This window comes from Thermobacillus sp. ZCTH02-B1, from assembly GCF_002159085.1.
Classification (GTDB): Bacteria; Bacillota; Bacilli; order Paenibacillales; family Paenibacillaceae; genus Thermobacillus.
This window is the reverse complement of record NZ_LZRU01000012.1, coordinates 61517-74624: the sequence shown is the minus strand read 5'-3', so window position 1 is coordinate 74624 and position 13108 is coordinate 61517. Positions and strand designations below refer to the sequence as shown.

The following is a 13108-nucleotide window of genomic DNA, read 5'->3' as shown; positions in this document are numbered from 1 at the left end:
GCCGTCCGCAGGCATCCGAAGGAGTGTCAGCATGCAACATCCCTCGACATACCGGAACCGCCGCGTCGTCGTGCTGGGACTTGCGCGCAGCGGCGTCAGCGTGGCCAAGGTGTTCCACGAGCTGGGAGCGGAGACGATCGCGAGCGACATCAAGCCGCGCGAACAGTGCCCCGAAGCGGAGGAACTCGCCGCTTTGGGCATTTCCGTTCTCTGCGGCGGTCATCCGGAGGGGCTCGTGACGCCGGACACGGCCCTGGTCGTGAAAAATCCGGGCATCCCCTACTCGTCACCGCCCGTGCGGGAGGCGATGGCGCTGGGCATCGAGGTCGTGACGGAGGTCGAGGTCGCCTGGTGGCTCACCGACGCGCCGATCATCGGCATCACGGGCTCGAACGGCAAAACGACGACGACGACGCTGATCGGCCGGCTGCTCGAGGCGGCGGGGCGGAAGACGATCGTCGCGGGCAACATCGGCCGGCCGCTCACCGAAGCGGCCCGGGAAGCGGACGCCGGGAGCTGGCTTGTCGCCGAACTGAGCAGCTTCCAGCTCAAGGGGACGGTGCATTTCCGGCCGCGCATCGCCGTGCTGACCAACGTGGCGGAGACGCATCTCGACTACCACGGCGGCATGGAGGATTATACGGCGTCGAAGGCGAAGCTGTTCGCAAACCAGACGGAGGACGACGTCGCGGTCGTCAACTGGGACGACCCGGAATGCCGGCGGCTCGTCCGGGGGATCCGGGCCCGGATCGTGCCGTTTGCGATCCGGCAGCGGCTCGGGGAAGGCGTCTTCGTCGATCCGCCCTATCCGGAATCGCCGGGAGACGACGGCGCGGCGCGTTCGATCGTCCGGCGGTCGGGCGGCGTGACGGACGTGATCCTTCCCGTGGACGAGCTCGGCGTCCCGGGGCGGCATAACGTCGCCAACGCGGCCGCGGCGGCTGCCGCCGCGCTGGCCGCCGGCGTGCCTGCAGGGCAGCTCGCGGCTCCGCTGCGCGCGTTCCGCGGCGTCGAGCACCGGCTCGAATTCGTGCGGGAGAAGGCAGGCGTCCGTTTCTACAACAGCTCGAAGGATACGAACCCGACGGCAACGACGATGGCGATCCGGTCGCTGAAGGGTCCCGTCGTGCTGCTTGCCGGCGGGCTGGACCGCGGGTCGGATTTCGGCGTGCTGGTGCCGGTGATGCGCGAGAAGGTGAAGGCGCTCGTCGCGATCGGCGAGACGCGCCGGAAGCTCGCGGCGGCCGCGGAAGAAGCGGGCGTGCGGCTGATCCGCGTGATCGAACCCGCGGAGAGCCCAGCGGCGACGCTCGAGCGGGCCGTGCGGGAGGCGGACGCGCTCGCCGAGCCGGGGGACGCCGTTTTGCTTTCGCCCGCCTGCGCGAGCTGGGACATGTTCCGGTCGTACGAGGAACGGGGGCGTATTTTCAAGGAAGCGGCGCATATCTTGTAACGAAGGGGGCTGTCCCCCAATCCGATTGCAAGAGGTGTCGCAGCATGCCGAAAGCCCGACCCGCACCGGACATGTGGATGATCGCGGCGGTCCTCGCCATTCTCGCCTTCGGCCTCGTCATGGTGTACAGCTCCAGCGCCGTGCTGGCGCTGCGCGAACACGGCGACGCGTTCTATTATCTGAAGCGGCAGCTGCTGTTCGCCGCGCTCGGAGTCGGCATGATGGCCTTCATGGCGGGCATCGATTACCGGGTGCTGAAGAAACATGCGCCCGCGCTGCTCATCGCCTGCTTCGCGCTGCTCGTCATCGTGCTCATTCCCGGCGTCGGCGTCGTGCGCGGCGGCGCGCGGAGCTGGCTCGGCATCGGCTCGTTCGGCATCCAGCCGTCCGAGTTCATGAAGCTGGCGATGATCGTGTTCATGGCGAAGCATCTTGCGGACCGGCAGCAGGAGATCGGCGCCTTCACGCGCGGCCTGTTGCCGCCGCTCGCAATTCTGGGCGCCGCGTTCGGACTGATCATGCTGCAGCCGGACCTCGGCAGCGGCGCGGTCATGGTCGGCGCGGCGATGCTGGTCATCTACGCGGCGGGCGCCCGGATGCTCCATCTCGGCGCGCTGGCCGGCATCGGCGCGCTCGGGCTCGCCGCCCTCATCATCGCGGAGCCGTACCGGATGAAGCGGATCACCGGCTTTCTCGATCCTTGGCAGGATCCGCTCGGCTCCGGCTACCAGATCATCCAGTCGCTGTACGCAATCGGTCCCGGCGGGCTGATCGGCCTCGGGCTCGGCGAGAGCCGGCAGAAATACAGCTACCTGCCCGAGCCGCAGACGGACTTCATCTTCTCCATCCTCGCGGAGGAGCTCGGGTTCATCGGCGCCTCGGGCCTGATCCTGCTGTTCCTCATCCTGATTTGGCGCGGCCTGCGCACCGCGATCGCCGCGCCGGATGCGTTCGGAAGCCTGCTCGCCGTCGGCATCACCGGCATCATCGCCGTGCAGGTGTTCATCAACATCGGCGTCGTCATCGGCCTGCTGCCGATCACGGGCATCACGCTGCCCCTCGTCAGCTACGGCGGCTCGTCGCTGACGCTGATGCTGACCGCGCTCGGCATCCTGCTCAACATCTCCCGATATGCGAGGTGAACGCGCCATGCGAGTGGTCCTGTCCGGCGGCGGAACGGGCGGACACATCTATCCGGCCGCGGCGATCGGGCACCAGCTCCGGCGGGAGGATCCCGGCACGGAGCTTCTGTACATAGGTTCCGCAAGCGGCCTCGAAAGCCGGATCGTGCCGAAGCTCGGCATTCCGTTCGAGGCGATCGAGATCAGCGGATTCAAGCGCCGGCTGTCGCTCGACAACGTGCGCACGATCGTCCGCTTCCTGCGCGCCGTCCGCCGCTCGAAGGCGCTGCTCCGCGCCTTCCGCCCCGACGTCGTCGTCGGCACCGGCGGCTACGTGTGCGGGCCGGTCGTCTACGCGGCCGCAAGGCTCGGCATTCCGACGCTCATCCACGAGCAGAACGTCGAGCCGGGGCTGGCGAACGCTTTTTTGAGCCGCTATGCGGACGTGATCGCGGTCAGCTTCCCGGAGTCGGCGGGGCGGTTCCGCCGGGGGCGCAGGATCGTCCACACCGGCAACCCGTGCGCGACGAACGCGCTGCACGCGGACAAGGCGAAGGGGTACGCCTCGCTCGGCATTCCGCCGGGGGACCGCATCGTGCTGATCGTCGGCGGCAGCCGCGGCGCCCGGGCGCTCAACGAGGCGATTCCCGCCGCAGCGGAAGCCGCAAGCCGGATGGACGGCGTCTGGCTCGTTGCCGTCACCGGTGAAGCGTATTATGAGCAGACGAAGGAGCGGCTGAACCGGCTTGCCGCGGACAGGTCCCGCCGGCTCCGGATCGTGCCGTATCTCGACAATCTGCCGGAAGTGCTCGCGGCGTCGTCGCTCGTCATCAGCCGATCGGGCGCTTCCATGCTCGCCGAGATCACCGCGCTCGGCGTGCCGTCGATTCTCGTGCCGTCCCCCAACGTGACGCACAACCACCAGGAAGCGAACGCGCGAAGCCTTGCGGAAGCGGGCGCGGCGGTCATGATCGTCGAACGCGAGCTGACCGGACCGAAGCTGGCCGGCGAGATCGCGCGGATCATGGGGGACGAGGCCGTCCGACGCTCGATGTCGGAAGCGGCCAGAACGCTTGCGACGCCGGATTCCGCCGCGCGGATCACGGCCGAGCTCCGGGCGCTCGCCGCGCGCGCGAAGCGCTGAAGGCGAAGCGTGTCTGGGCTTTTGTCACACTCGACATGAGCCGGGCATAGACTGTCACATGATCGTGACCGCCGATTCCGCGGCGGCCCCGGCTTGCGGTCCGCGGGTCATTTCAGTCCAGCGCCGGCCGACCGGAAGGAGGATCGTCCATGCGGGAGCTGATCGAGGAGCTGAAGCGCGCCGACATCGGGGAACTGCTGCCGAACGAGCCGATGTCCAAATATACGACCTGGAAGATCGGCGGCCCGGCCGATCTCCTGATCATACCCCGGGGGAAGCGGGAGCTGGCCGCCGCCGTCGCGCTGATCCACCGGCGCGGCGTGCCGTGGATGATCCTCGGAAGGGGATCGAACATGCTGGTGCTGGACAAAGGCATCCGCGGCGTCGTCATCAAGCCCGGACCCGGACTCGACTACGCGCGGTTCGACGGGCATACGGTCACCGCAGGCGCCGCCTTCTCGTTCATCAAGCTGTCCGTGCTCGCCGGCAAGCACGGGCTGACCGGCCTGGAATTTGCGGGGGGAATTCCGGGTTCGGTCGGCGGCGCCGTCTACATGAACGCCGGCGCCCACGGGTCGGACGTGTCACGCATCTTCAAGTCGGCCGAGATTGTCACGGAAAACGGTGAAATTGTGCGTTTTGACCGCGAGGCGATGCGGTTCGGCTACCGGCATTCCATTCTCCACACGATGCCGGGCATCGTCGTCGAGGCGACGTTCGAGCTTGCATCCGGCGACCGGAAGGAGATCGCGGCGGCGATGGCGGCTTTCAAGGAGCGCAGGCAGCGGACGCAGCCGCTGCAGGTGCCGACCGCGGGCTCGGTGTTCCGCAATCCGCCCGGCGACCACGCGGCGCGGCTGATCGAGGCGGCCGGCCTGAAGGGGTATCGCGTGGGCGGCGCGGCCGTATCGGACATTCACGCCAATTTCATCGTGAACACGGGACAGGCGAAGGCCGAAGACGTCCTCACCCTCATGGAGCATATCCAGAGGACCGTGAAGGCGCGATTCGGCGTCGAACTGGTCCCTGAGGTATTGGTGGTGGGTGAGCGGTAAATCGGAGGTGCAGCTTTGGATACTCTGGTGATGGAAGGCGGCAGGCCGCTCTCCGGTACGATCGCGATCCAGGGCGCGAAGAACGCCGCGCTGCCGATTCTGGCGGCCGGCATGCTGGTGGAAGGCACGGTCATCATTGACCGCGTGCCGAACCTGCTCGACATCGACGTCATGCTCGACATCCTTCGCTCGCTCGGATGCCGCGCGGAGCAGATCGGCCAGTCCGTCGTGCTCGACACGACCTCCGCGAATTCCGCGCACATTCCGGAATCGCTCATGGGACAGATGCGCTCGTCCATCTTCCTGATGGGACCGCTCCTGGCGAGATTCGGCGAAGTCGAAGTGTACCGGCCCGGCGGCTGTGCGATCGGTGAACGAAAGATCGATCTGCACCTGATGGGCCTCCGGATGCTCGGCGCCGAGATCATCGAGGACGGCAACCGGATCGTCTGCCGTGCGCGCAGGCTGACCGGCACCGAGATTCATCTCGATTTTCCGAGCGTGGGCGCGACCGAGAACCTGATGATGGCGGCCGTGCTCGCGGACGGGGCGACGACGATCACGAACGCGGCGCGTGAGCCGGAGATCGAGGATCTGCAGAACTTCCTGAACAGCATGGGGGCGCGCGTATCGGGCGCCGGCACCGGCACGATCCGGATCGAGGGCGTGAAGCGCCTCGTGCCTTGCCGGTACCGGATCATTCCGGACCGGATCGTCACCGGTACGCTGATGATCGCCGCGGCGGCGACGCGCGGCCAGGTGACGCTGACGGGCGCCAATCCGTCCCATCTCACATCGCTCATTCACGTGCTGCGCCGGGCCGGTGTTCAAGTGGCGACGGAAGGTGATATAATCAGGGTGGGCGGCGTCATCCGCCCGAAGGCGGTGGAGCGGATCGTGACAAGTCCGTATCCGGCCTTCCCGACCGACCTGCAGGCGCAGCTCACGGTGCTGCTCGCGCTGGCCGACGGCGTCAGCGTCGTGAAAGAGATGATCTTCGAGGAGCGCTTCAGGCATGTCGAAGAGCTCGTGCGCATGGGTGCCGACATCCGCGTCGAGATGAACTCGGCGGTCATCCGCGGCGTGCCCCGGCTTTACGGGACGACCGTCGAGGCGACCGACCTGAGGGCGGGTGCGGCGCTCGTCATCGCCGGTCTGGCCGCGCAGGGCAAGACGGTCGTCGAGCAGGTTCATCATATCGATCGAGGATACGAGCGGATCGAGGCGATGTTCGCAAGTCTCGGCGCGCGGATCATGCGGTTTGCCGCCGTGCCGAGCAACCGCGTGATTCCCGGCTGAAGGACCGCCGCCCGGCTTTCCCTGCTGGGAATGCCGGGTTTCGTTGTGGCGGCGGATGGACGGGCCCGCCCGGTCCCTCGCGGGAGACGACGACATGACCGAACGCATTCCCGTGTTGAAGGAACCGGCGCCGAAGCCGAAGCGAAAGGCGGGAAAACGGCTTCTCGGCGCGATCTATTTGCTGTTCATCGTGCTTCTCGCCGTCCTGTTCTTCCGCTCCGAACTGAGCAAGATTTCGGACGTGACCGTCTCGGGCGGCCGCTTCACGGACGAAGGCGAAATTCTCGGAGCCGCCGGCGTCGGGCCGGGCGATCCGTTCTTCTGGCCGACCGCGGAGGCGATCGCCGAACGGGTGAAGCGGCTGGACGCGGTCGCCGACGCGGCCGTGCGCAAGACGTTTCCGGGCAGGGTGCACATCGAGGTGACGGAATACCCGGCCGTCGCTTACGGGCTGACGGAGGACGGCGCGATCACGGCCATCCTGTCGAACGGCGCGGAGCGGCCGATCGGCGCGGACTCCGTCGTGGACCGGCCGGTGCTGCGCGACTGGAACGGGCGCGAAGCGGACAAGCTCCGGCTCGTCGACGCGCTGTCCCGGCTGCCGGACGACCTGCTGTCCGATTTCTCGGAGATTCTGCCCTATCCCTCGGAAGCCTGGCCCGACCGGATCCGGATCTATACGCGCACCCGGTTCGAAGTCGTCACCGCCGTCTCGCTGCTTGCGGAGAAAGCGGATACGATCCGCGCCGTCATCGAGACGCAGGAGCCGGGCATCATCACGCTGCTGCTCGCGGACCGCTACATGCCCTATGCGAAGGACGAAGGTTCCGGCGAAGCGGCGCGGGATGGCTAAATTTGCGGCAGACAGGACCAATAGCCCTACTCAAGCAGGCAGATCAATGATACAATTCCACTTATGATTTCAAGCTAGACGGGCCATGGCCCACCATTTGCCAGCGTAAAAACTTTGTAGAAAAAAGAGGGAAAATATAAGGCACGTTGAATTATTTGAACAGGACCAAGCGATTTGCGCCCGCTGATCGAATACGCTGGGAATTCGCGCTTCAGATTCCATTTTCGAATCGGAGAAACGGAGGTGCCAGGGGTTGAGCAGCAGCGACCTGATCGTCAGCCTGGACATCGGGACATCCAAGGTGCGCGTCATCATCGGCGAAGTCCAAAACGGCGCGATCAATATCATCGGTGTCGGATCTGCCGACTCGGAAGGCATTCGCAAGGGAGCCATCGTCGATATCGACCAGACCGTGCAGTCGATCCGCAACGCGGTGGATCATGCGGAGCGCATGGTCGGGATTGAAATATCCGAAGTCTACGTCGGAATCCAGGGCAACCATATCGCCCTCCAGACGAATCACGGCGTGGTCGCCGTATCCAACGAGGATCGCGAGATCGGCGATGAAGACATCGAGCGGGTGCTGCAGGCGGCGAGGGTCGTGGCGCTGCCCCCCGAGCGCGAGATCATCGGTTTGGTGCCGAAGCAGTTTCTGGTCGACGGACTGGACGGCATCACCGATCCGCGCGGCATGATCGGCGTCAGGCTGGAAGTGGAAGCGACGGTTGTCACCGGTGCGAAGACGGCGATACATAACCTGATGCGCTGCGTCGAGAAGGCGGATCTCCGAATCGCCGGCGTCATCCTCATGTCGCTCGCCTCGGGCATGATGGCGCTGACGAAGGACGAGCGGAACATGGGCACCGCGCTCATCGATCTCGGCGCCGGTTCGACGACGGTCGCCATTTTCGAGCAGGGCAATCTCGTCGCGACGTCGACCTTGCCGGTGGGCGGCGATTACGTGACGAACGACATTTCCTACGGCCTCAGGTGTCAAACCGACCAGGCGGAAAAGATCAAGCTGAAGTTCGGCTGCGCGCTGGTCAGCGACGCGGCGGAAGACCAGAAGTTCAAGGTCGTGCGCATGGGGAGCAATGTGGAGAAGGAATTCTCCCAGGTCGATCTGGCGAACATCATCGAACCCCGCATGCAGGAAATTTTCCAGCTCGTCCGCCAGGAAATTTTCCGGCTTGGATATGAAGGCAAAGTGAACGGCTGCGTGCTGACGGGCGGCACGGCGTCGATGCCGGGCGTGCTGGCGCTGGCGCAGCGGGAGCTCGAGACGAGCGTCCGGATCGCCGTCCCGGATTACATCGGCGTCCGGGATCCGGCGTTCACGAACGGCGTCGGGATGATCCAGTACGTCACCCGCTACATGCGGCCGCGTCCCGGCGTTTCCGCGAGGCGTTCGGCGGCGCGCAAGCCGGCGGCTTCCGCGGCGTCCTCGGCCAAGCCGGGACTCTTCGAGCGGCTGAAGCGGATGTTCAGCGAATTCATTTGATCGGGGGAACCTCACACATGTTGGAATTCGATATGGAAATGGAACCGCTGGCGTCAATCAAGGTCATCGGCGTGGGAGGCGGCGGCAGCAACGCCGTCAACCGGATGATCGAGAGCGGCGTGCGCGGTGTCGAGTTCATCACGGTCAATACGGATGCGCAGGCGCTTCAGCAATCGAAATCCGAACACAAGCTGCAGATCGGCGAGAAGCTGACCCGCGGCCTCGGCGCCGGCGCCAATCCCGAAATCGGCAAGAAGGCGGCGGAAGAATCGCGCGAGCTCGTCGCCGAGCGCCTCAAGGGCGCGGACATGGTGTTCGTGACGGCCGGCATGGGCGGCGGCACCGGAACCGGCGCGGCGCCCGTCATCGCCGAGATCGCGAAGGAATTGGGCGCGCTGACCGTCGGCGTCGTCACCCGCCCGTTCACGTTCGAAGGCCGCAAGCGCGCGATGCAGGCCGAAATGGGCATCGAGGAGCTGAAGCAGAAGGTCGACACGCTGATCGTCATTCCGAACGACCGGCTGCTCGAGATCGTCGACAAGAAGACGCCGATGCTGGAGGCGTTTCGCGAAGCCGACAATGTGCTGCGCCAGGCGGTGCAGGGCATTTCGGACCTGATCGCGGTGCCGGGGCTCATCAACCTCGACTTCGCCGACGTGAAGACGATCATGACCGAGCGCGGTTCCGCGCTGATGGGCATCGGCGTGGCGAGCGGCGAGAACCGGGCGGCCGAAGCGGCCCGCAAGGCGATCATGAGCCCGCTGCTCGAGACGAGCATCGACGGCGCGCGCGGCATCATCATGAACATCACGGGCGGACCGAGCCTGTCGCTCTATGAGGTGAACGAGGCGGCGGAAATCGTCATCGCGGCTTCGGACCCGGATGTGAACATGATCTTCGGCGCCAGCATCGACGAGAGCATGAAGGACGACATCAAGGTCACGGTCATCGCGACCGGTTTCGAGACGAAGGAAAGTCCGGGCCGGCGCTCGTCCGCCGTGCGCACCGGTGGGCAGGACGAGGACCGTTCGACCGGCACGCATCTGCGGCCGTTCGGCCAGCTTCCGTCCGGCGACCAGCTGGACATTCCGGCATTCCTGCGCAATCGTCCGCGCAGCGAGCGCGGATGAACCTCGGCGCAACCGGAAGACAGGCGGCATATGGTTCGAACATCGGGCTGTCCCATGCGGCGGTATCAGCCGCGCGGCGGGGCAGCCTGTCTGTTCTTGGGGCCCGAAATTCCGGCACGCGGGCTTGCGGGCAGCGTCCCGGATCGCGGACGAAGCGGGAAGAGCGGACCGCGAAGGCGGTCTTTTTTTGTTCCCGCGCCTCGAACCGTCCCCCCGCGTTGCGACCGGAATCCTCGACAAAATTAGTTCAACCCTGACGGCGCCTTTAGACAGACTTCCGAACCGGCCTCCGCTATACTGGAACATAAAGCCGCCGCCGAAGCCCAAGCGTTCCCGCGCGCGGCCGACGGGTGCGGGAATTTCCGGAGGGTGAGCAGGCTGGTCGTTTACGCGGATCTCGTGTTCCTCTCGAATCTGGTCATCGACGGCGCGGTGCTGCTGATGACGGCGTGGGTGAGAGGCCTCAGGCCGGACCGGCTGCGGCTCGCGGCGGCGGCCTCGATCGGGGCGGCATACGCCGCGCTGCTGCCGGTCCCGGGCGCCGCCATCCTGTTCCACGCGGCCGCGAAGATCGCGGTTTCGCTCGCGATGCTGCTGGTCGCGTTCGGCTTCGGCGGGCTTCAGCGGTTTTTGCGCAACGCGATTGCCTTCTACGGCATCAATTTTGCCGCGGCGGGAGGAGCCGTCGGGCTGCACTATCTGCTGCAGAGCCGCGGCGGCGTGTGGGACAGGTTGTGGTTGACCGAATCCGGAGCCGTCGGCATGGAACTGCAGTACGGAATGGCCTCGGTGCTCGCCGCCGCGGGCGCGGCGCTGCTCCTCTACCGCGCCGTCCTCAAAGGCCGAAGGCGCACGGAGCGGACGCTGGACAGCCTCGCGGAGGTGACCGTCGAGATCGCCGGCCGGACCGCGCGCTGCACCGGGCTGATCGATACGGGCAACCGGCTGTACGATCCGCTCACCCGGACGCCCGTCATGGTCGCGGAAGCCTCGCTCTGGAAGGATGAGCTGCCCGCGTCCTGGATCGAGGCGCTGCGCGGCGGCGAGGTGGAACGCCTGCTGGCCCGGCTGGAACGGGACGGCCACGGCTGGAGCGGGCGGCTGCGGTTCGTGCCGTTCCGGGGCATCGGCGGCAGAGCGCAGCTCATGCTGGCCGTCAAGCCCGACCGGGTGCGCATCGATCGGGACGGCCGAATCATCGAGACGAGCCGTGTGCTGGTCGGCCTGGAGGGCGGCGAGCTGGCTTCCGACGGCTCCTACCGGGCGATCATCCATCCGTCCCTGCTCGGGGAAGACGGCGGCGGATGAATCCGCCAAACACGCATACGGGGGAGGACTCGGCGATCATGCCCGTGAAGTGGAAATTGATGCTGCAGCTGTTCTATTATCGCGTGCTGTTTTTCTTGGGCCTCAAGCGGGAAGAAGTCTACTATATCGGCGGAAGCGAGGCGCTGCCGCCGCCGCTGACCCGCGAGGAGGAGGAATACCTGCTCAAGCGCCTGCCGTCCGGAGACGCGGCGATCCGCGCGATGCTGATCGAGCGCAATCTCCGGCTTGTCGTCTACATCGCCCGCAAGTTCGAGAACACCGGCGTCCACATCGAGGATCTCGTGTCGATCGGCGCGATCGGCCTCATCAAGGCGGTCAACACGTTCGATCCGGAGAAGAAGATCAAGCTCGCCACCTATGCCTCCCGCTGCATCGAGAATGAAATCCTCATGTACCTGCGGCGCAGCAGCAAGACCCGCACCGAAGTGTCGTTCGACGAACCGCTCAACATCGACTGGGACGGCAACGAGCTGCTGCTGTCCGACGTGCTCGGCACCGAGGGCGATACGATTTACCGCAACATCGAGGAGCAGGTTGACCGGAAGCTGCTCCAGAAGGCGCTGGACAAGTTGACGGAGCGGGAGCGGACGATCATGGAGCTCCGGTTCGGCCTCGCGGACGGCGAGGAGAAGACGCAGAAGGACGTCGCCGATCTGCTCGGCATTTCCCAGTCGTACATATCCCGGCTGGAGAAGCGGATCATCAAGCGGCTGCGCAAGGAATTCAACAAGATGGTGTGACCCCGGAAACGGGACTTTGGGCCCTGGATTCGGACGGCAAGTCCGACCAAGGGCCCATTTTCTGCCAGAATAAAACGGGGGCCCAAGGGGATAATGTACAGTAATGTTTCTCCTTGGGAGGTTGTCGCATTGACCCGAAACAAAGTCGAAATCTGCGGTGTGGATACCTCGAAACTTCCGGTGCTCACGAACGCCGAGATGCGCGAGTTGTTCATAGCGCTGCAGACCCGGGGAGAAATGTCGGCCCGGGAGAAGCTGGTGAACGGGAACCTGAGGCTCGTGCTCAGCGTCATCCAGCGGTTCAACAACCGGGGAGAATACGTCGACGATCTGTTCCAGGTCGGATGCATCGGGCTGATGAAGGCCATCGACAATTTCGACCTGAGCCAGAACGTGAAGTTCTCGACCTACGCCGTGCCGATGATCATCGGCGAGATCCGGCGGTACCTGCGGGACAACAATCCGATCCGCGTGTCCCGGAGCCTGCGCGACATCGCCTACAAGGCGCTGCAGGTCCGCGACGCGCTCACGAACCAGCACTCGCGGGAGCCGACGATCTGCGAAATATCCGAAGCGCTCGGCGTGCCCAAGGAAGACGTCGTGTTCGCGCTGGACGCCATCCAGGATCCGGTCTCGCTGTTCGAACCGATCTTCCACGACGGCGGCGACCCGATCTACGTGATGGACCAGATCAGCGACGACCGGAACAAGGATTCGTCCTGGATCGAGGAGATCGCACTCAGGGAGGCGATGACCAAACTCGGCGAACGGGAGAAAACGATTTTATCCATGCGTTTTTTCGAGGGAAAGACCCAGATGGAAGTGGCGGACGAAATCGGCATCTCGCAGGCGCAGGTGTCGCGTCTCGAGAAATCGGCCATCCAGCAGATGCAGAAGCATGTGAAAGCCTGAACCACCGGGCCGGGCGCGGAAGCGTCCGGCCCGTCATGTCGGCAGCGCCCGGATGTGCCGGCCGGGATGTCCCGGCCCGGCATCTTCCGGGTTTTTGCCGTCCGGTTTTTCCCGTGCGGCCGCGGGCCCCGCAGCGGGCTCCGTTTTTTCTTCGGCCGCATGGACATTTCGGACCGTCCGCCGCGATATCATGGTAGAGGGAGAACTTTCGGGAGAGCGTGGTGGCGCGGCTTGCGGATATCCGAACTGCAGGCGAAGGATGTCATCAACATCGTGGACGGCCGGAAGATCGGCCATGTCGGCGATCTGGAGCTGGATCTCAGGCAGGGCCGGATCGAATCGCTCATCGTGCCGGAGGGCGGACGGTTCTTCGGCCTGTTTGGCGGCGGCGTCGACGTCGTCATTCCGTGGCGCAGCATCGTCAAGGTCGGCGAGGATGTCGTGCTCGTCCGGCTGGACGACGTCCGGCTCGGGCGCGGGCCGGAGGCGGAGCTGAACGATTGACGGACGGGCGGCGCGGCCCGTTCCGGCGGCGGCTCCGCCGTGGTACACTGGTCATGAGGTGAACCCG

The 13108-nt window shown here is 65.6% G+C and carries 12 protein-coding genes; all 12 read left to right on the top strand.

Annotated elements, in window-relative coordinates; genetic code table 11:
* Positions 1–31: 31 nt before the first annotated feature.
* The 12 genes from murD to A9Z00_RS05185 all read left to right on the top strand — a co-directional run bounded on the left by murD (position 32) and on the right by A9Z00_RS05185 (position 13041).
* Entirely contained in the window at positions 32–1453 is a 1422-nt protein-coding gene (gene murD, locus A9Z00_RS05240) for a UDP-N-acetylmuramoyl-L-alanine--D-glutamate ligase (protein ID WP_296975112.1), read from the top strand.
* 44 nt (positions 1454–1497) lie between these two features.
* The gene (gene spoVE, locus A9Z00_RS05235) at positions 1498–2595 is read left to right on the top strand and encodes a stage V sporulation protein E (protein WP_296975111.1); all 1098 of its coding nucleotides are present in this window, start codon (positions 1498–1500) and stop codon (positions 2593–2595) included.
* A gap of 7 nt (positions 2596–2602) precedes the next feature.
* Positions 2603–3718, top strand: coding sequence for an undecaprenyldiphospho-muramoylpentapeptide beta-N-acetylglucosaminyltransferase (gene murG, locus A9Z00_RS05230; protein ID WP_296975110.1), 1116 nt, complete (start codon positions 2603–2605; stop codon positions 3716–3718).
* A gap of 149 nt (positions 3719–3867) precedes the next feature.
* A complete protein-coding gene (murB, locus tag A9Z00_RS05225; RefSeq protein WP_296975109.1) occupies positions 3868–4773 on the top strand; it encodes a UDP-N-acetylmuramate dehydrogenase in 906 nt (301 codons plus the stop codon).
* A gap of 15 nt (positions 4774–4788) precedes the next feature.
* Positions 4789–6072 carry a UDP-N-acetylglucosamine 1-carboxyvinyltransferase gene (gene murA, locus A9Z00_RS05220; RefSeq protein ID WP_296975108.1) on the top strand — a complete coding sequence of 428 codons (1284 nt, stop codon included), beginning with the start codon at positions 4789–4791 and terminating at the stop codon, positions 6070–6072.
* A 94-nt stretch (positions 6073–6166) separates the two neighbouring features.
* On the top strand, positions 6167–6925 hold the full coding sequence (locus A9Z00_RS05215; protein ID WP_296975107.1) for a cell division protein FtsQ/DivIB: 759 nt from the start codon (positions 6167–6169) through the stop codon (positions 6923–6925).
* Between the two features lie 253 nt (positions 6926–7178).
* A complete protein-coding gene (gene ftsA / locus A9Z00_RS05210; protein WP_296975106.1) occupies positions 7179–8426 on the top strand; it encodes a cell division protein FtsA in 1248 nt (415 codons plus the stop codon).
* A gap of 17 nt (positions 8427–8443) precedes the next feature.
* Positions 8444–9556 (top strand): cell division protein FtsZ, encoded by a 1113-nt coding sequence (gene ftsZ, locus A9Z00_RS05205; RefSeq protein WP_296975105.1) that lies wholly within the window; start codon positions 8444–8446, stop codon positions 9554–9556.
* A 369-nt stretch (positions 9557–9925) separates the two neighbouring features.
* Positions 9926–10864, top strand: coding sequence for a sigma-E processing peptidase SpoIIGA (gene spoIIGA, locus A9Z00_RS05200; RefSeq protein WP_296975104.1), 939 nt, complete (start codon positions 9926–9928; stop codon positions 10862–10864).
* Positions 10865–10902: 38 nt separating this feature from the next.
* Positions 10903–11625 (top strand): RNA polymerase sporulation sigma factor SigE, encoded by a 723-nt coding sequence (sigE, locus tag A9Z00_RS05195; RefSeq protein ID WP_296975103.1) that lies wholly within the window; start codon positions 10903–10905, stop codon positions 11623–11625.
* Positions 11626–11754: 129 nt separating this feature from the next.
* On the top strand, positions 11755–12537 hold the full coding sequence (gene sigG / locus A9Z00_RS05190) for an RNA polymerase sporulation sigma factor SigG (RefSeq protein WP_296975102.1): 783 nt from the start codon (positions 11755–11757) through the stop codon (positions 12535–12537).
* A 231-nt stretch (positions 12538–12768) separates the two neighbouring features.
* Complete coding sequence (locus A9Z00_RS05185) at positions 12769–13041, top strand: YlmC/YmxH family sporulation protein (protein ID WP_296975101.1); 273 nt, start codon at positions 12769–12771, stop codon at positions 13039–13041.
* Positions 13042–13108: the final 67 nt, after the last annotated feature.